At 67.6% G+C, this 17,894-nt stretch carries 15 protein-coding genes; 2 read left to right on the forward strand and 13 right to left on the reverse strand.

What is annotated here, in order from left to right:
* Positions 1 to 30 precede the first annotated feature (30 nt).
* Positions 31 to 1,689: an FMN-binding glutamate synthase family protein gene (locus IPP91_07080; GenBank protein ID MBL0141826.1), complete on the reverse strand. Its 1,659-nt coding sequence runs from the start codon at positions 1,687 to 1,689 to the stop codon at positions 31 to 33.
* 90 nt (positions 1,690 to 1,779) lie between these two features.
* Positions 1,780 to 3,147 (reverse strand): leucyl aminopeptidase family protein, encoded by a 1,368-nt coding sequence (locus tag IPP91_07085; GenBank protein ID MBL0141827.1) that lies wholly within the window; start codon positions 3,145 to 3,147, stop codon positions 1,780 to 1,782.
* Positions 3,148 to 3,780: 633 nt separating this feature from the next.
* Between IPP91_07085 and IPP91_07090 the strand changes: the two genes are divergently transcribed.
* The gene (locus IPP91_07090; protein ID MBL0141828.1) at positions 3,781 to 4,704 is read left to right on the forward strand and encodes a histone deacetylase family protein; all 924 of its coding nucleotides are present in this window, start codon (positions 3,781 to 3,783) and stop codon (positions 4,702 to 4,704) included.
* 4 nt (positions 4,705 to 4,708) lie between these two features.
* Positions 4,709 to 6,295: a GMC family oxidoreductase gene (locus IPP91_07095; GenBank protein ID MBL0141829.1), complete on the forward strand. Its 1,587-nt coding sequence runs from the start codon at positions 4,709 to 4,711 to the stop codon at positions 6,293 to 6,295.
* 98 nt (positions 6,296 to 6,393) lie between these two features.
* Here the strand turns inward: IPP91_07095 and IPP91_07100 are convergent, their stop codons facing one another.
* The 11 genes from IPP91_07100 to IPP91_07150 form a co-directional block, all read right to left on the reverse strand.
* Positions 6,394 to 6,759 carry a copper chaperone PCu(A)C gene (locus IPP91_07100; GenBank protein MBL0141830.1) on the reverse strand — a complete coding sequence of 122 codons (366 nt, stop codon included), beginning with the start codon at positions 6,757 to 6,759 and terminating at the stop codon, positions 6,394 to 6,396.
* A 55-nt stretch (positions 6,760 to 6,814) separates the two neighbouring features.
* Positions 6,815 to 7,267 (reverse strand): copper chaperone PCu(A)C, encoded by a 453-nt coding sequence (locus tag IPP91_07105; protein ID MBL0141831.1) that lies wholly within the window; start codon positions 7,265 to 7,267, stop codon positions 6,815 to 6,817.
* 68 nt (positions 7,268 to 7,335) lie between these two features.
* Positions 7,336 to 9,501, reverse strand: a complete 2,166-nt coding sequence (locus tag IPP91_07110) for a xanthine dehydrogenase family protein molybdopterin-binding subunit (GenBank protein MBL0141832.1) — start codon at positions 9,499 to 9,501, stop codon at positions 7,336 to 7,338.
* Between the two features lie 11 nt (positions 9,502 to 9,512).
* Positions 9,513 to 9,992, reverse strand: coding sequence for a (2Fe-2S)-binding protein (locus IPP91_07115; GenBank protein MBL0141833.1), 480 nt, complete (start codon positions 9,990 to 9,992; stop codon positions 9,513 to 9,515).
* Positions 9,993 to 10,021: 29 nt separating this feature from the next.
* Positions 10,022 to 11,125: a hypothetical protein gene (locus IPP91_07120; GenBank protein MBL0141834.1), complete on the reverse strand. Its 1,104-nt coding sequence runs from the start codon at positions 11,123 to 11,125 to the stop codon at positions 10,022 to 10,024.
* Positions 11,122 to 12,732 (reverse strand): GMC family oxidoreductase N-terminal domain-containing protein, encoded by a 1,611-nt coding sequence (locus IPP91_07125; GenBank protein ID MBL0141835.1) that lies wholly within the window; start codon positions 12,730 to 12,732, stop codon positions 11,122 to 11,124. Before IPP91_07125 ends, IPP91_07120 begins: the two co-directional genes overlap by 4 nt.
* 39 nt (positions 12,733 to 12,771) lie before the next feature.
* Positions 12,772 to 13,482 carry an isoprenylcysteine carboxylmethyltransferase family protein gene (locus tag IPP91_07130; protein MBL0141836.1) on the reverse strand — a complete coding sequence of 237 codons (711 nt, stop codon included), beginning with the start codon at positions 13,480 to 13,482 and terminating at the stop codon, positions 12,772 to 12,774.
* Complete coding sequence (cmoA, locus tag IPP91_07135) at positions 13,479 to 14,228, reverse strand: carboxy-S-adenosyl-L-methionine synthase CmoA (GenBank protein MBL0141837.1); 750 nt, start codon at positions 14,226 to 14,228, stop codon at positions 13,479 to 13,481. The genes IPP91_07130 and cmoA overlap by 4 nt, the downstream gene beginning before the upstream one ends.
* 29 nt (positions 14,229 to 14,257) lie before the next feature.
* On the reverse strand, positions 14,258 to 15,187 hold the full coding sequence (gene panE / locus IPP91_07140) for a 2-dehydropantoate 2-reductase (GenBank protein MBL0141838.1): 930 nt from the start codon (positions 15,185 to 15,187) through the stop codon (positions 14,258 to 14,260).
* 42 nt (positions 15,188 to 15,229) lie between these two features.
* Entirely contained in the window at positions 15,230 to 16,081 is an 852-nt protein-coding gene (gene kdsA, locus IPP91_07145; GenBank protein ID MBL0141839.1) for a 3-deoxy-8-phosphooctulonate synthase, read from the reverse strand.
* Between the two features lie 85 nt (positions 16,082 to 16,166).
* Complete coding sequence (locus IPP91_07150; GenBank protein ID MBL0141840.1) at positions 16,167 to 17,837, reverse strand: CTP synthase; 1,671 nt, start codon at positions 17,835 to 17,837, stop codon at positions 16,167 to 16,169.
* Between the last annotated feature and the right edge of the window lie 57 nt (positions 17,838 to 17,894).

Below are 17,894 nucleotides of genomic sequence, written 5' to 3' on the forward strand. Positions count from 1 at the left end.
CATTCACTCCGGAGTCTAGGTTTCCGGCTTCTACCGGCTCTTGCTCGTGCGCACCGTCAACACGCTCGGCGGCGCGGTGAAGGTGTCGGGGCGGGCGTTCCTCCAGAACACCTGGTACACCGGGCTCGAGGGCACGCTGGCCAGCAGCTCTCCGGGCTCCAGCCAGTGGTGCAGGGTGGATAGGGAGCGCACCTCGTTGGACGAGACGCGGCGGATGACGTGCTCCGGGCCCAGCTCGCTCGGGTGGGAGAGGCCTGCGGCGCCGAGGAGTTCCTTCAGGGCCTTGAGCGTGTTCTGGTGGAAGTTGAAGACGCGCTCGGCCTTGTCGGGCACGACGAGCGCGCGCATGCGGCGCGGGTCCTGCGTGGTGACGCCCGTCGGGCAGTGGCCCGTGTGGCAGGTCTGCGCCTGCAGGCAGCCGAGCGCGAACATGAAGCCGCGAGCCGAATTGCACCAGTCCGCGCCGATGGCCAGGGTGCGCGCGATGTCGAAGGCGGTCACGATCTTGCCGCTCGCGCCCACGCGCACCTTCTCGCGCAGGTTCACGCCGACAAGCGAGTTGTGCACCAGCATGAGCGCCTCGCGCAGCGGCGCGCCCACGTGGTCGGTGAACTCCAGGGGCGCCGCGCCCGTGCCGCCCTCGCCCCCGTCCACCACGATGAAGTCCGGCGTGATGCCCGTCTCCACCATCGCCTTCACGATGCCGAACCACTCCCAGGGGTGGCCGATGGCGAGCTTGAAGCCCGTGGGTTTGCCGCCGGAGAGCGTGCGCAGCCGGTCCACGAAATGAAGCAGCTCGATGGGAGTGGAGAAGGCCGAGTGCTTCGCGGGCGACACGCAATCCACGCCCACCGGGATGTGGCGCGCCTCCGCGATCTCGGGCGTCACCTTCGCTCCCGGCAGCACGCCGCCGTGGCCGGGCTTCGCGCCCTGCGAGAGCTTCACCTCGATCATGCGCACCGCATCCGTGGTGGCGTTGGCGATGAAGCGCTCCTCGTTGAATCGCCCGTCGTCGTTGCGGCAGCCAAAGTAGCCGCTGCCGATCTCCCACACCAGGTCGCCGCCTTTCTCGCGGTGGTGGCGCGAGATCGAGCCTTCGCCGGTGTCGTGGTAGAAGCCGCCGCGCTTCGCCCCCTCGTTGAGGGCGAGGACAGCATTCGCCGAGAGCGCGCCAAAGCTCATGGCCGAGATGTTGAAGACGCTCGCGCCATAGGGCTTGGCTACGTGTCCCTCGCCGATGCCGATGCGGAAATCGTGGCTGTCGAGTTCCAGCGGCGCCAGCGAGTGGTTGATCCACTCGTAATGGTCCTCGTAGAAATCGAGCTGCGTGCCGAAGGGCCGCTTGTCCACTGCGCCCTTGGCGCGCTGGTAGATGATGGACCGCTGCGCGCGCGAGAACGGCGTCGCGTCCGAATCCGCCTCGATGAAATACTGCCGGATCTCGGGCCGGATGAACTCGAAGAAGAAGCGGAAGTGCGCGATCACCGGGTAGTTGCGGCGGATGGCCTGCCGGGACTGCGTATAGTCGGCCAGGCCCACCAGCGCAAGCACGGCGAAGGTCGCCGCAGGCCATGCCCAAAGCAGCGAGAGCGAAGTGGCCGCAACGCACGCCACCGCGAGGAGCACGCACGCAGCCCAGGCCCAGTAGCGCTGCGCAACAATACGGTCGATCACGCTTCCCAAGTGCATCTCCTGGCCGGCGGCCTCTTGCGGCCTCGGCGGGACTCTACGGAAAGCGGCCCCCCTTGTAAATCGAATCGATGCGTCCGGGGCAGGGCGCTATTCCAGTGCGGCCAGAGCGGCGCGCAATCCCATCGCATCGCCGCCCAGCGGGCGCCCGGGCCGCGAGATGTCGTTCCACGCATAGGTGTCGAAGTGCGCCCACGGCGCCGCATCGGGCACGAAGAAATCGAGGAATAGCGCGCCGACGATGGCGCCGGCGAACCCGCCCTTGCCGGCGTTGTTGAAGTCCGCGACCTCGCTGGAGAAGAGGCGCTGGTAGTTGCGCCACAGCGGCAGGCGCCAGACCGGATCCTCGACCGCCTGGCTCGCCGCCAGGAGCCGGGCCGCGAGCTTCTCGTCGTTCGCGAACAGCGCCGGCAGTTCCGGCCCCAGCGCCACGCGTGCGGCGCCCGTGAGCGTGGCGAAATCGATCATGAGCTTCGGTTTGTCCTCGGCCGCGTAGGCCAGCGCATCGCAAAGGACGACGCGGCCTTCGGCATCGGTGTTGCCGATCTCCACGGTGTGGCCCTGCCGGGTGCGCACCACGTCGCCGGGGCGATAGGCATTGCCGCCGATGGCGTTCTCGACGGCGGGCACGAGGAGCTGCAGGCGGTACGGGAGCTTTCTCTGCATGACCAGGCGCGCGAGCGCAATGGCGTGCGCGGCGCCGCCCATGTCCTTCTTCATGAGGCGCATGCCTTCGGCGCCCTTGATGTCGAGGCCGCCGGTGTCGAAGCACACGCCCTTGCCGACGATCGCCAGGCGAGGATGCTTCGGGTTGCCCCAGTTCAGTTCCAGCAGGCGCGGTTCACGGGCCGCGGCACGCCCGACGGCGTGGATCGCCGGGAAGTTCTGCGCCAGCAGCTCGTCGCCCACCCACTCGTCGAACTCGGCGCCGAAGAGGTCCGCCTGCTCGCGGACGATGTCGGAGAGCTCGGCCGGACCCATGTCCTCGGCGGGGGTGTTCACGAGATCGCGGACGAGTTTCACGGCGTCGGCGAGTCCGAGAGCCTTCGCGACCTTCGACGAGGGATCGAGCTGCAGGTCGGCGGCCTTGCGGCGCGCCTTCCGGTAGCGCGTGAACTGGTAGCTTCCCAGCGCCCAGGCGAACGCGGCCTTGTCCGCGCCCAGGATCACCGGCCCCTTGCCGAGCGAATACCGCCCCGGCGCGAGCTTGAGCGGCAGGTGCGCCAGCGCCCAGGGATCGTCCGCGTCGCGAACGCCGGTGAGCACCAGTTCGACGTCGCCCTTCGTGCCCGGCACCGCGCAATGCGTGTGCGCACGGCCCTCGAAATCGCTCGCCTCCACCCATCGACGCTGCGCCGCGGTGAGTTTCTGCAGCAGCTTCGGCAGCCGCCTGGCATCGGTGGCAAGGATCGGCGTGGCGGCCTTGTCGAAAGCCTTCCTGTCGGTGATGACGGTCATGGGATGCCTTTCGTTCGCGAAGGGTCGATTTTACCGGGTTGTTCAAGGTGGGATGGGGATGGCCGGTGATGGGGCAAGCCTCTCCACATCCTGGGCATGCAAGCGTGACCGTCGGATGGGTGCCCAAGAAATCGGGGCCAGGCAACACACGCCAGGCCCCGATTTCTTACCCATTGAGAGGTGAGGCCGCTGACGCCGCCCCATCCCGACGGTCGCATGCCCAAGGATGTGGAGAGGCTTGCCCCATCACCGGCCCCAATGGACACGCCATGCCTGTGCGATCGCCGAAACCCGAGTCTTGGATCAAGGGCCTGCGGACTCGACGCCGGTTCCACGGAGTGAAGGGGGAGGCGCCGGGGTGATGTCTGTTCAAGTCCTTGGCACGCGACCGTCGCGGACGAGGCAGCGCAGCGGTCTCGTTTGCAGATGGGTGGAAATTCGAGGCCTGGCGTGTGTTGCCTGGCCTCGAATTTCCGGGCACCCATCCGACGGTCATGCTTGCGTGCCCAGGACTTGAACTGACATCACCCCGGCGCCTCCCCACCCCTTGAGGCACCCCATCCAATCCCTTGACGCGGCGCAATTCGCCCGCCCGAGCGCCCACTAGCATGGGAATCGGAGGAGTACAAAACAATGCCCTGCGCCTGGATAACCCACCGGGATTGCCAGCTCCACGAAATGGGGCCCGGCCATCCGGAATGCCCGGAACGCCTGGACGCCATCTCGGACCACCTGCTGGCCCAGGGTCTGATGAGCCTGCTCATTCCCTATGACGCGCCGATGGCGACGGTCGAGCAACTCGAGCGCGCCCATACCGCGCGCCACGTGGCGGAAATCATGGCCGCGTCGCCCACCGAGGGCTACGTGCATGTGGACCCGGACACCTCGATGAACCCGCACACCATCAAGGCGGCGCTGCGCGCGGCGGGGGCGGCGGTGCTCGCGACGGACCTGGTCCTGCGAGGAGAGGTGCGAAGCGCCTTCTGCGCGGTGCGTCCGCCAGGGCACCATGCCACGCGCGATGCGCCCATGGGTTTCTGCTTCTTCAACAACGTGGCGGTGGGCATCCGCCATGCGCTCGACTTCCACGGACTGGAACGCGTCGCGCTCATCGATATCGACGTGCACCATGGCAACGGCAGCGAGGACATCCTGGCCGCCGATCCGCGCGTGCTCATGGCCTCCACGTTCCAACGCGGACTCTATCCCTTCCAGGGCGACGAGCCCAAGGGCCTCAACATGGTGAACGTGGGACTGCCGCAGGGCGCCACGGGCGAACACCTGCGCGCCGCCGTGCAGGAGTACTGGATGCCCGCGCTGGAGGCCTTCAGCCCGCAGCTCGTCTGCATCTCGGCAGGATTCGACGCCCACCAGGCCGATGACATGGCCGGCCTGCGCTGGGTCGAGAGCGACTACGCCTGGGTGACGACCGAACTGGTGAAGGTGGCGCACCGACATTGCAGGGGGCGCGTCATCTCGATGCTCGAGGGAGGCTACCACCTGCACGCGCTCGCGCGCAGCGTGGCCGCGCATGTCCGGGAGTTGATCTCGGCCTGACGCCATGGACTACGACTGGATCGTCGTCGGTTCGGGATTCGGAGGCAGCGTTTCGGCATTGCGGCTCGCCGAAAAGGGCTACCGCGTGGCGGTCCTCGAGAGCGGGCGGCGATTGCGTGACGAGGACTTCGCGAAAAGCACGTGGGACCTGCGCCGCTTCCTGTGGGCGCCGGCGCTGGGCCTGCGCGGCATCCTGCGCATGACCACGTTCAAGGACATCTTCATCGCGAGCGGCGCCGGCGTGGGCGGCGGCAGCCTCGTGTATGCCAACACCCTTTATCGCGCCAAGCCCGCCTTCTTCTCCAACCCGCAATGGCCCGGAACGGCCGACTGGTCCCGGATCCTGGAGCCGCACTACGGCACCGCCGAACGCATGCTCGGCTCGCAGCCCGTGCCGTACGACAGCGACGGCCAGCGGCTGCTGAAGAAGATGGGCGCCTACTTCGGCACGCCCGAGACCTTCGTGCGCACCTCCTGCGCCGTCTTCTTCGGCGAGCCGGGCGCGACCGTGCCCGACCCCTACTTCGGCGGCAAGGGGCCGGAGCGGACCGGCTGCACGCGCTGCGGGGCCTGCATGGTCGGCTGCCGCCCGGGAGCCAAGAACACCCTGGTGAAGAACTACCTCTGGTTCGCCGAGAAGAGGGGCGTGGAGATCATTCCCGACTGCGAGGTGGCCGACATCCACCCGCTCGGCGCCGACGACGGTTCGCAGGGCTATGGCATCGAGACCGTCCGGCCCGGCACGTGGCTGCGCGGACGGCGCCGGACGTTCACGGCGAAGGGCGTGGTGATTGCCGCCGGGGCACTCGGCACCAACAAGCTGCTCGCGGGATGCAAGCTGCGCGGGTCGCTTCCGCGGATCAGCGACCGCCTCGGGCACCTCGTTCGCACGAACAGCGAATCGCTGCTCGCCGTCACGCTCCCCGACGATCGCCTGGCCCCCTGGAACGACGTGGCGATCAGCGCGAGCATCCACCCGACCCCCGACACGCACATCGAGTTCGTCACCTACGGCCGCCACGGCGATTTCATGTCGGGGCTCTCGACGCTCCTCACCGGAAAGGGCACGCGCCTCACGCGGCCCCTCATGCTGCTCGCGAACATCGTGCGCCACCCCATCCGCTTCGTGAAGGTGACCTGGCCCTTCGGGTGGTCGCGCCGGACGCTCATCATCCTGGTCATGCAGACGCTCGACAATGCCATCCGGTTCCGTGCCACGCCGAAGTGGTTCGGGGGCGGCGTGCGGCTCGCCACCGAGCAGGATGCCGGCAAGCCCAACCCCACGTACATCGACGCGGGCAACCGCGCGGCCCTGTGGCTCGCGAAGCACACGGGCGGCATCGCGCAGAGCATGGCCCTCGAGGCCGTGGCGAACATCCCCTCGACCGCCCACATTCTCGGGGGCGCCGTGATCGGGCGCGATGCGGCGTGCGGCGTCGTGGACGGGCGCAACCGCGTCTTCGGCTACGAGAACCTGCTGGTGTGCGACGGCTCGACGGTGCCGGCCAATCCCGGCGTGAATCCCAGCCTCACCATCACCGCCATTTCGGAACACGCCATGAGCCACGTGCCGGCGAAGGCCGCGGCCTGAGCGGCAGAGCGGTCAGGGCTTTGCCGGCGCTGCGGACCGAGCGCGCACCTCGGCCATCACCTGCAGCGTGGTGCGCGCGCCTCCCCTGCGGATGAAGGTCAGCGTGACCGGGACCTTCTCGCCCCGGTCAGCGGCTTCACCAGTTCCATCAGCATCACCTGGTAGCCGCCGGGCTTCAGTTCCACCGTCCTTCCGGCGGGAAGCGCCACGTCGTCGATGGAGCGCATGGCTGCAACGCCCCCATCCTTCGCCGGCTCCTGGATCTGCACTATGCCGGCGGCCGGCGAGGCGGCATTGACCAGCGAGGTGTCCTCGCCGCTCCTGAGTTTCATGAAGACGGCGGCGGCCCAGTCCTTCGGCCCCGAGGCGCTCACCCAGACGTCCGTCGCGATCACGTCGGCCCAGGCCTGCCCCGCGGCGAAGACCCATGCGGCGAACCACAGCAGATTCAAGCGTCTGTGCATGGCAACTTTCCCCCATCCGCGGCCCCGGCCGAGCGCCGCCCCGCCGGTCGAACGGTCACCTCTTCGCCGGCGTCCCATCCGGGGCGCGCACCTCGGCCTTGATCTCGAGGTTCGACTTCTTCCCGTCCTTGCCCACGACGGTGAGGGTGACCGGCACCGTGTCCCCCTTGCCGAGCGGCTTCACGAGGTCGATAAGCATCACGTGGTAGCCACCGGGCTTGAGCTCCACCGCCTTGCCGGCGGGAAGCGCAAGCGCGTCGATGGCCCGCATCGTCATCACGTTGCCCTTCATCGCCATCTCGTGGACTTCCACGATCTTCGCCGCCGGCGAGGAGGCGGAAACGAGCTTCGCGTCCTCGCTCGACTTGATCTTCATGAAGGCGCCGGTGACCTTCTGCGAGGGCACGGTGCCGCGCACCCACGCCTCGGAAACGGTCACTTCAGCCCAGGCCTGCGCCGACGTGAGCACAAACCCCGCCACGCACAACGCCTTCAGTTGCCGCTTCATCGCAACTCCTCGTGAAAGGAAATCCAGCTTCGATTATAGGCGCCCTGCCCCGCGCAAGCGGCAACCCATCATGTCTTTCGAAGATCGCCGGGCCTGATCGGCAGCGTGCGCACGCGCTTGCCTGTCGCCGCGAAAACCGCATTCAGCACCGCCGCCTGGAACGGCAGGATGCCCGGCTCGCCGTGCCCGCCCCAGAAGCCGCCCGTGGGCACGAGCACGAGCTCCACCTTCGGCATGTCGGAGATCATCGGGATCGGGAAGTCGTGGAAGTTCGATTCCTGGATACGCCCGTCCTTCACGGTGCAGGCCTCGAAGAGCGCGCCCAGGCCGTAGATCGCGTTGCTTTCCGCCTGCGCCGCACAGGTATCGGGGTTCACGACGTGACCGGAGTCGATCGCCACCACGTAGCGCAGCACCTTGAGCGAGCCGCCCGCGTCCACGGACACTTCCGCCACGCCCGCCGCGTAGCTGCCGAATCCCTCGACCACCGCCAGGCCGCGGCCGATGCCGGGTGGAAGCGGCGTGCTCCATCCCGCGGCCTTGGTGGCCGCCTCGAGCACCAGCCGGTTCTTGTCGCCCGGCTTGAGCATCGCCAGGCGGAACTCGAGCGGATCCTTGCCCGCGGCCTGCGCCAGCTCGTCGAGGAAGCACTCGCGGTACACGCCGTTCTGCTGGCCCGGCGCGCGCCAGAAGCCCACCGGCACGTGCCCGTTGCGCATGGCGTAGCCGACCTGCTGGTTCGGAATCTCGTAGGGCATGTCGTTCAGCGTTCGGACGGCGGAGAAATCGATGCCGTTCCTGATCGCCTGGGGCATCAGGACCGCGAGGATCGAGGGACACGCGATCTTCGCCTCGAAGGCCGTGATCCTGCCTTGTGCGTCGAGGCCCCCCTTCATCGTCACGAGGCTCGCGGGCCGGTAGAAGCCGTGCTGCATGTCCTCCTCGCGCGACCACATCATCTTCACGGGCGTGCCGGGAATGGCCTTCGCGATCAGTACCCCCTGGCGCACGAAATCCTGCGGCCCGCCGCGGCGGCCGAACCCTCCGCCCAGCATCATCTTGTGCACCTCGACCTTCTCCAGCGGGACGCCGGCGGTCTTCGCGGCGGTGGCCATGGAGGCCTCCCCGTTCTGCGTGGAGGTCCACACTTCCACGAACCCGTCCGCCTTGATCCACGCCGTGCAGACCATCGGTTCCATCGTCGCGTGGTTGAGGTAGGGCGAGGAGTACTCGGCCTCGATCACCCTGGCCGCCGTGGCCATGGCGGCCGCCGCGTCGCCCGCTTTCCTCGCCTCGGCCAGCTTCGGATCGGCGAGCCCTTCGCGCAGCATCGCCATGATGGTCGCGTCCGACGCATGGCCGAACGCGCCGTGGTCCCACTCCACCTTCACCTTCTGCAGGGCGCGATTCGCACGCCACCAGTTGTCGGCCACGACGGCCACGAAGTCGTCGGCGCGCACCACCCGTTTCACGCCGCGCATCTTCTCGGCCTGCGCGGAATCGACCGACATCACCTTGCCCCCGAAAACCGGGCATTGGGCGATGGAGGCGTGAAGCATCCCGGGCAGCATCACGTCGGTGGCGAACACGGGCTTGCCGAGCACCTTGTCGGGAATGTCGAGCCGGTGCACGGGCTTGCCGGCGATTCTCCAGTCCTTCGGGTCGCGCAGCTTCACGTCCCCGGGCGGCTCGAGCTTCGCGGCCTGCGTGGCCACCTGGCCGTAGCGCAGCCTGCGCTTCGAGGGCCCATGCGTGATGACGCCCTTGTCCACCGTGCACTCCGAGACCGGCACCTTCCACTGCGCGGCGGCCGCGGCGACCAGCATCTCGCGCGCGCTTGCGCCGGCCTTCCTCACGTAGTCCTGCGAGCTGCGCACGCCCTGGCTGCCGCCCGTGGACATCGATCCCCAGATGCGGTTCCTGCGCACGTGCTCGTTGGGCGAGGCGAACTCGGCGGAGACCTTCATCCAGTCGCAGTCGAGCTCCTCGGCCACGAGCTGGGCGAGCGCGGTGTACGTGCCCTGCCCCATCTCGGACCGGGCGATCCGCACCACCACGCGGTCGTCGGGATGGATCACCACCCACGCATTCACCTCGGTGGCGGTCGCCCCGCTGGCGGCACTGCCGATGGAGGGAAAGGAGAATTCGAGGACGAGGCCGCCGCCGAGCGCGGCGGAGGCCTTGAGGAAATCGCGGCGGTGTGTCGAGCGGGGAAGCAAGGGACGGGACGTCATCGCGGCTCTCCTCAGGTTTTCTTCGCCGGCACGACGACGGTTCCGACGGGCGATGCGGCGGCATGAATCGCCTTTCGCACGCGCGCGTAGGTGCCGCAACGGCACAGGTTGGTCATCGCCTCGTCGATGTCCGCATCCGAGGGCTTCGGCTTCTTCGCGAGCAGCGCCGCGGCCGACATGATCATGCCGGTATGGCAATAGCCGCACTGCGGGACCTCGTGCTCGATCCACGCCTTCTGGATCTTGTGCAGGCCCGGCTTCGCGAGGCCCTCGATGGTGACGATTCTCTTCCCCGCCGCCTGGGCCGCGGTCATGATGCAGGAGCGCACCGGCTCTCCATCGACGTGCACCGTGCACGCGCCGCACGCCGAGATGCCGCAGCCGTACTTGGCGCCGGGAAGGTTCAGGACGTCGCGCAGCACCCAGAGCAAAGGCATCTCCGGTTCCACGTCCACGGTGTGGGTGCGGCCGTTCACGATGAGCTTGAGCATGGCGTCTCCTTCAGGCGAATCGATGAATTCTACGGGTGCCCGGCGGTCATCGGGTACGACGGCACATTGGGAGAACGGCTCCCGCGGTCGATGACGATCGCCGACCAGTTTCCGGAATCGGCGGCCTGTCTCAGGATCGTGCGATACCGGTCCAGGAGCTGGGCGTCGTAGGGGGACGCCCCGTAGTAGAAAAGGTAGTCCGGCAGGCTGGAGACCCCGCAATGGCCCTGGAAGGCGCAGGCGTTCAGCACTCGCGTGTTGTTCTCCCCGCACGCATAGCCGTACTCGCAGGCGAGCAGCAGAGCGGCGTTCATGAATGCGCGGTTCTCGATCGGTTCCTGGTCGGGTCCGATGCGGACCGTGAGGTCGCGAAAGGAATTGGCGAGCACTCGCCCCGCAATCGCGATGGCCTCGGGATCGCGGGAGGAGAACGCGTCCCTGATCGAGGCGAGCTGCGCCTCGTTGAGCGTCGGCCCCGCCCGGCCGGGCGTGCTGGCGCTGCGGCGCTCCTGCCACATCTCCTGCTCGGCCTGCCACGCGCGCGCCTTGGGATCGCCCCCCGCCAACGAGTTCTTCAGCATCTGCGCGAGCTCCGCTTCCGTGATCGCGATCCCCGCAAGCCCCGCACACTGGTCGGCCGTCGCCTTGTCGAAGGCCTCCAGGCGCTGGGCGCGGCGCGGGTCGCCCTCGGGAAGGCTGGCCGCGATCTGCTGGCGGCGCTCTTGCATCTGCGCCGTGTACTGTTGCGGGCGAGGCTGCCCGCCGCCCCTGCGATCGGCCACCGTGGCGCAGGCGCGCAGGATCCGATAGAGGAAGTACTGCCCCTCGGGGGTTTCGCCCTCCGCCGTGCCCTTGAGGCGATCGTAGATCGGCTTGTAGGCGAGGGAGTTGCCGAAATCGCGCGCCAGCGGCGAAGCGGTGGCCGTCGAGACGGACGTCGGGCGAAGGAAGTTGGACGTCCGGCTCATTTCACCCGGGCCGGGAACGACCGGCGGCGGCGGTCGCACGACAGCCGCGTTGACGGCCGGGGCGGTGACGGCGGGCGCGGTCGCCGGCATCGGACGCAAGAGGTCCCATGCCAGGACGCCGACGGCGCCAAGCGCGACGATCGCCAGCAGGTGCTGGCGGTTCAAGGGCAGTCCTCCAGGATCATGCGCGCGCCTTTCTCCGCGATCATGTAGCACGGCGCATTCGTGTTGCCCGACGTGATGCGCGGCATGATCGATGCATCCACAACGCGCAGGCCCTCGATTCCGTGCACGCGCAGGCGCTCGTCCACCACGGCCAGGGGATCGCGCCCCATGCGGCAGGTGGAGACGGGGTGGAAGATGGTGGTGCCCAGCTCGCCCGCGGCCTTCACGAGGTCCGCATCCGCCTCGGCCGCAGGTCCCGGCCTCCATTCCTCGGGCGAGTACTTCGAGAGCGCCCCGGCGGCCATGATGCGCCTCGTGAAGCGCATGCCGTCGGCCGCCACCTGGCGGTCCGCGTCCGTGGACAGGTAGTTCACCTGGATCTCAGGGGCCGCACGCGGGTCCGTCGAGGTGATGCGCACCCAGCCTCGGGAGGTGGGCCTCAGGTTGCACACGGAGGGGGTGATCGCCGGGAACGGATGCAGCGGCTCGCCGAACCGGTCCAGTGACAGCGGCTGCACGTGCCATTCGATGTTGGGCGTCGGCTGCGCGGGGTCGCTCTTCGCGAAGGCGCCCAGCTGCGAGGGCGGCATGGTGAGCGGGCCCGTCTTGAAGAATAGGTACTCCAGGCCCATCGCCGCCTTCCCCCACACGCTGTTCACGCGCTCGTTCAGCGTGGAAACGTTTCGCACCTTGTACACCATGCGGATCTGCAGGTGGTCGTGCAGGTTCTCGCCCACGCCGGCCAGTTCATGCAGGACGGGAATTCCGTGCCTGGCGAGCAGCGGCGCCGGCCCGATGCCCGAGAGCTGCAGGAGCTGCGGCGTGCCGATGGCGCCCGCGGCGAGGATCACCGCCTTGCGCGCCGTGGCCACCGACTCGCCCTGCCCTTCGGCCCCATAGGCCACGCCCGCGGCGCGGCGGCGGCCATCCCTTTCCTCCATCACGAGCTTCGTCGCATGCGCCTTCGTGACGACGGTGAGGTTCGGTCGCCCCATTGCGGGGCGCAGCCACGCGTTGGTGGCGCTCCAGCGCTTTCCGCGCTTCTGGTTCATGTGGAAATACGCGTTGCCGAAGTTGTCGCCGCGGTTGAACTCGTCGATCTTCGGGATGCCGCACTCCACGGCCGCGTCGCGCCAGGCGTCCAGGATCTCCCAGCGCACGCGCGGTTCCTCCACCCGCAGCGCCCCGCCCGCGCCATGGAACTCGTTGGCGCCGGCGAAGAAATCCTCCGAGTCGCGGAAGATCGGCAGCACGTCGTCCCACGACCAGCCCTTGTTGCCGAGGCTCGCCCAGTGATCGTAGTCCTCCTTCTGGCCGCGCATGTACACCATGGCGTTGATCGTGGAACAGCCGCCGAGCACGCGGCCGCGGGAGTAACCCAGTTGCCGCCCGTTGAGCCCCGCGTCGGGCGCGGTCCTGAAGCACCAGTCGGTGCGCGGGTTGCCGATGGTGTAGAGGTATCCCACCGGGATGGGAATCCAGAACCAGTCGTCCTGGCCGCCGGCTTCCAGGAGCAGAACGCTCGATTTTCCGTCGGCGGTAAGGCGGTTGGCGAGCACGCAGCCGGCGCTTCCGGCGCCCACGATCACGAAATCGAAAGCTTTCATGCTCCCCCTTTGCACAGCGTGCCGCCGTCGAACGCGGCCTCAGTCGGCCTTCAGGCGGCGCGTCTTCTTCAGGTACCAGGTGCCGAGCCAGAGCAGCGCGAGGAGCCCGACGACGCCCGAGACGTTGAAGATGACGTCCCACGAATCGTCGAGCTCGCGTTCCTCGAGGATGTTGGAGATGGTGAGAACCGCGATCCCGAGGAGCCACGCGAACGGCGTTCCATACTCCTTCACCACCACCCGCCGCCAGCGGAAAGGCATGGCGCGAATCGTCGCCGCAAGGCCCTTCCAGCGCACGCCGAAGCGCGGCGTGCGCTCGCAGTAGCGGCGGAAGTCGTCGCCGAACTTGGCGCCCAGGAAATCCTCCTCGGCGCTCACGATGCAGTGGTAGGCGAAGATGAACAGCACGGGGGCCGCGATGAGCGCGGTCAGCGAATCGGCCGCGATGGCGAGCCCGAAGATGATGAGGAGGTTGCCCAGGTAGAGGGGATTGCGGCAATGGGCGAAGAGCCCGCCCGTGACGAGCTCGTCCGCGTACACCTTTCCCCCCCGCCCGCCCCGGACGATGTAGTCCAGCCCGATGGTCATGGCCCGCACCGTCTGGCCCGCCGCCGCGACGACCAGGCCCAGGCCCGCGGCGAGGAACGTCGAGGAGAACGTCTCCGGTCCCTCCACGAAGGCGATGACGATCGCGGAGGGGAAGAGCAGGTTGCGGTAGCGGAAGAAGAACTGGCCGAGCCTGACGATCATTTGACGGCCACGATGCCGCAGAAGTTGTACCACTTGAAGAAGACGTCCACGTAGCGAAAGCCCGTGCGCAGCAGCAGCTCGCGGTTCTCCAGCAGCTTGTAGGGGATGAGGACGTTCTCGAGCGCCTCGCGTTTCTGCGTGATCTCTATGTCGCTGTAGCCGTTGCGCCGCTTGAGGTCGTAGTAGTACTTGATGAACTGCCGGTTGAAGAGCGAATCCTCGCCCAGCACCTTTTCCACGAGGATGAGGCAGCCGTTGTCGTTCATCCCCTGCAGCAGGTCCTTCATCAGCCGCTCGCGGTTCAGGGGCCGCAGGAACTGGAGCGTGAGGATCAGCAGCACGACCGACGCGTTCTCGATCCGGCAGCCTTCGTTCAGGTCCGCGACCTCCAGGCGCAGCGGCCGCTTCATTCCGGCGGCCACGAGCTTCTCGCGGCAGCGCTCGAGCATCTCCTGCGCATTGTCGATGCCCACGAATTCGACGGTGGGGTCGATGACGGGATCGAGAACCTCGAGCGTCGTGCCCGTGGCGCAGCCCAGGTCGTAGATGCGCGAGCCCGGCGTGGCGTAGTCCGCGGCGATCTCCGTGATCATGCGCTGCGTCTCGCCGTAGAAGGGCACGGAGCGCGAGACCATGTCGTCGAACACCGTCGCCACCTGCTTGTTGAACTTGAAGTCCGTCACGTCGCCCAGCGGCTCGCTGAAGACCTTGTCGGTCGGGACTTTCGGGGGAACGTTCTTGTCCACGGGCTCTTTTCCTTTCGGTTCGCGGCGGTTCAGGTGGCGGGGCGCGCCGCGCGGCGTGCTTCGTAGGTCTTGAGGTGCGTGTAGGCCATCGCGAGCACCGCGTCGTCCAGGCCGTGCCTGCGCGCCAGGTCGAGCATGAAGCCGACGATGTGATCGGCCTCGACGGGCTTGCCCGCCTCCATGTCGCGCAGCATCGAGGCGCTCTGCGGGCCCGGCGTGGTCAGGCGCTTCACGGCGAACTCCACGGACTGGGCGCGCGGCGGGTGTCCCTGCGCGCGGGCGATCGCGACGTTCGCCTCGAGCGCGCGCATGACAATCGCGCGGCCGTCGGGGGCCGTCATGATCTCCGCCACGTTGCCCCGGAAAAGGCAGGTCGTCGCCGCGAGCGCGGACAGGAAGGTGATCTTCTCCCACAGGTCCTGCAGGATGTCCTCCGACCACGTCCAGTCGATGGCCGTTTTCGCCAGCGCGTCGGCGAACGCCTGCGCGCGGGCGGATTTCGACCGGTCGCGCTCGCCGAAGAGGATGCGGTTGAGCGGCTCCATGTGCTTCACGGTGCCGTCCGGTGCGAGGCTCACGTTGATCTGGCAGGTTCCGCCCATCACCTTCGCCGCGCCGAAGCGCGCGTCCAGCCGGTCAAGGTGCGCCAGGCCGTTCAGGAGCGGCAGCACGGCGCAATCGCCCGCCATGGCCGGCGCGATGGCATCGAGGGCCGAGTCGAGGTCGTAAGCCTTGCAGGTGAAGAGGACGAGGTCGTAGCCGGGTTTCAGCTCCTGCGCCACCACCGTCCTTGCTGCAATGCGTGCATTGCCCAGCGGGCTTTCGATCACCAGCCCGTCCCGGGCGATAGTCTCGCGGCGCTTCGGCCGGACGAGGAATGTGGCGTCAACGCCCGCCTGCGCGAGGCGGCCGCCGAAGTAGCCGCCGATGCCGCCGGCGCCGAGTATCAGGAGTTTCATGGGGTCGAGGGGGAGAGTTGAGGGACAGACCTTCAATGGCCGCTAAGGATCAGTTCCTTGGCGGCTGGATTCGGCGAAGCCACGGCGCTTCACGAGCGCATCGATTTCCCTGAGCGTCTCGAGCAGTTCACGCATGCGCGCCAGGGGCCAGGCATTGGGTCCGTCGGAGAGCGCTTTCGACGGATCGGGGTGGGTTTCCATGAACACGCCCGAAATGCCCGTGGCAACCGCCGCCCGCGCAAGCACGGGGACGAACTCGCGCTGCCCGCCCGAGGTGGTGCCCTGCCCGCCCGGCAGCTGCACGGAGTGGGTCGCGTCCATCACGACCGGGCAGCCGGTCTCGCGCAGGATGGCGAGCGAGCGCATGTCGGAGACGAGGTTGTTGTAGCCGAAGGAGGCGCCGCGCTCGCAGACCATGATGTTGTCCTGCCCGCTCGCCTCCCGCGCCTTGTCCACCACGTTCTTCATGTCGTGAGGCGCGAGGAACTGGCCTTTCTTGATGTTCACGGGCTTGCCCGCCATCGCGACGGCACGGATGAAATCCGTCTGCCGGCAGAGGAACGCGGGCGTCTGCAGGACATCGACGAATTTCGCGACCTCGGTCACTTCCTGGCTGGTATGCACGTCCGTGAGCACCGGGACCCCGATCGTCTTCCTGACCTTCGCCAGGATCTCGAGGCCCTTTTCCATCCCCGGGCCGCGGAAGGACGCACCGCTCGACCGGTTGGCCTTGTCGTAGGAGGACTTGAAGATGAACGGGATGCCCAGGGCGCCAGTCATCTCCTTCAGTTGCCCGGCGACATCCATCTGCAGCTGCTCGCTCTCCACCACGCACGGCCCGGCGATGAGAAAGAACGGCTTGTCGAGGCCAGCGTCGAATCCGCAGAGCTTCATGTGACCTGCTTCATCCGTGTTTATCCGATTTCATCCGTGTTCATCCGTGTCCCGGCCTTGCAGCCGCGTCACTCGATGAACGCAATCACGCGGCGGAGCCGCCAATGACCTTCAGCCCCGGTTCCGGCACGCGCTTCCTGCGCTGCTCGAGCGCCGCCTTCACGTAGGAAATGAAGAGCGGATGCCCGCTACGCGGCGTGGAGGTGAATTCCGGGTGGTACTGGCAACCGAAGAACCACGGGTGGTCCGGGCGCTCGGCCATCTCCACCAGGTTCTCGGCCTTCGTACGCGCGCTGATCGCGAGCCCCGCGGATTCCAGCCGCGCCACGTACTGGTCGTTCACCTCGTAGCGGTGGCGGTGGCGCTCCGATACCGCATCGGTGCCGTAGATCCGGTGCGCGAGCGTGCCCTTCTTCACGGTGCACGGCTGCGCACCCAGGCGCATGGTGCCGCCCAGATGGGACCTGGCGTCGCGGCGCTCCACCTTGCCGTCACGGTCCTGCCATTCGGTGATGAGGGCCACCACCGGGTGCGGCGTATCCGGGTCGAACTCCGTGGAATTGGCGCCCTCGAGGCCGCACAGGTCGCGCGCCGCCTCGATGACGGCGATCTGCATGCCCAGGCAGATGCCGAGGTAGGGCACCTTGTGCTCGCGCGCGTAGCGCACCGAGGCGATCTTGCCCTCGATTCCGCGCTTGCCGAAACCGCCGGGGACGAGGATCGCATCCATGTCCTTGAGCATTTCCGTGCCGCGCGCCTCGATCTGCTCGGAATCGACGTAGTGGATCTTCACCCGCGTGCGCGTGTGGATGCCGGCGTGGATGAGCGATTCCGAGAGGCTCTTGTAGGAATCCTGCAGGTCCACGTACTTGCCGACCATGGCGATATCGACCTCGTGCTCCGGATTCTCGAGCGCGTCCACGATCCCGTCCCACATCGACAGGTCGGCCGGATAGGCGGCGAGGTCGAGCTTCCTGCACACGATCTCGTCCAGCCCCTGCTTGTGCAGCATCGTCGGGATCTTGTAGATGGAGCTCACGTCGTAGCAGGAGATGACCGAGCGCACGTCCACGTTGGTGAAGAGCGCGATCTTCCTCCTTTCCTCCTCCGGGACGGGCTGCTCGGAGCGGCACATCACGATGTCGGGCTGGATGCCGATGCCGCGCAGCTCCTTCACGGAATGCTGCGTGGGCTTGGTCTTGATCTCGCCCACGCTCGCCAGGTGCGGCACGAGCGTCAGGTGCATGTAGCAGGTGTTGTTGCGGCCCTCCTCGATGCCCATCTGGCGGATCGCCTCGAGGAACGGGAGCGACTCGATGTCGCCCACGGTGCCGCCGATCTCGATGATGCCGACGTCCACGTCCTTGCAGGCCGCCTTCACGCTCAGCTTGATCTCGTCGGTGATGTGCGGGATCACCTGCACCGTGCCGCCCAGGTAGTCGCCGCGGCGCTCCTTGTTGATGACGCGCTCGTAGATCTGGCCGGTGGTGAAGTTGTTGAGCTTCTTCATCTTGGAGGAGACGAAGCGCTCGTAGTGGCCGAGGTCCAGGTCCGTTTCCGCGCCGTCTTCCGTGACGAACACCTCGCCGTGCTGGAACGGCGACATCGTGCCCGGGTCCACGTTGATGTACGGGTCGAGCTTGACGAGGGTGACCTTGATCTTGCGCGATTCCAGGATCGCGGCGAGGGAGGCGGCGGCGATGCCCTTGCCGAGGGAGGAGACCACACCGCCCGTTACAAAGACATACTTGGTCATTTCGATACCCCGGCTGGAAATTTGAATTTTACAGGGAAATGGGAGATGCCGTGAACG

The organism is Betaproteobacteria bacterium, assembly GCA_016720855.1.
Lineage (GTDB): Bacteria > Pseudomonadota > Gammaproteobacteria > Burkholderiales > Usitatibacteraceae > FEB-7.

Coding starts and splice junctions, on each gene's coding strand:
- IPP91_07150 (MBL0141840.1), bottom strand. CDS start 17,837: ATGACCAAGTATGTCTTTGTAACGGGCGGTGTGGTCTCCTCCCTCGGC.
- IPP91_07085 (MBL0141827.1), bottom strand. CDS start 3,147: ATGACCGTCATCACCGACAGGAAGGCTTTCGACAAGGCCGCCACGCCG.
- kdsA (MBL0141839.1), bottom strand. CDS start 16,081: ATGAAGCTCTGCGGATTCGACGCTGGCCTCGACAAGCCGTTCTTTCTC.
- IPP91_07130 (MBL0141836.1), bottom strand. CDS start 13,482: ATGATCGTCAGGCTCGGCCAGTTCTTCTTCCGCTACCGCAACCTGCTC.
- panE (MBL0141838.1), bottom strand. CDS start 15,187: ATGAAACTCCTGATACTCGGCGCCGGCGGCATCGGCGGCTACTTCGGC.
- IPP91_07105 (MBL0141831.1), bottom strand. CDS start 7,267: ATGAAGCGGCAACTGAAGGCGTTGTGCGTGGCGGGGTTTGTGCTCACG.
- IPP91_07090 (MBL0141828.1), top strand. CDS start 3,781: ATGCCCTGCGCCTGGATAACCCACCGGGATTGCCAGCTCCACGAAATG.
- IPP91_07095 (MBL0141829.1), top strand. CDS start 4,709: ATGGACTACGACTGGATCGTCGTCGGTTCGGGATTCGGAGGCAGCGTT.
- IPP91_07115 (MBL0141833.1), bottom strand. CDS start 9,992: ATGCTCAAGCTCATCGTGAACGGCCGCACCCACACCGTGGACGTGGAA.
- IPP91_07080 (MBL0141826.1), bottom strand. CDS start 1,689: ATGCACTTGGGAAGCGTGATCGACCGTATTGTTGCGCAGCGCTACTGG.
- IPP91_07100 (MBL0141830.1), bottom strand. CDS start 6,759: ATGCACAGACGCTTGAATCTGCTGTGGTTCGCCGCATGGGTCTTCGCC.
- IPP91_07110 (MBL0141832.1), bottom strand. CDS start 9,501: ATGACGTCCCGTCCCTTGCTTCCCCGCTCGACACACCGCCGCGATTTC.
- IPP91_07125 (MBL0141835.1), bottom strand. CDS start 12,732: ATGAAAGCTTTCGATTTCGTGATCGTGGGCGCCGGAAGCGCCGGCTGC.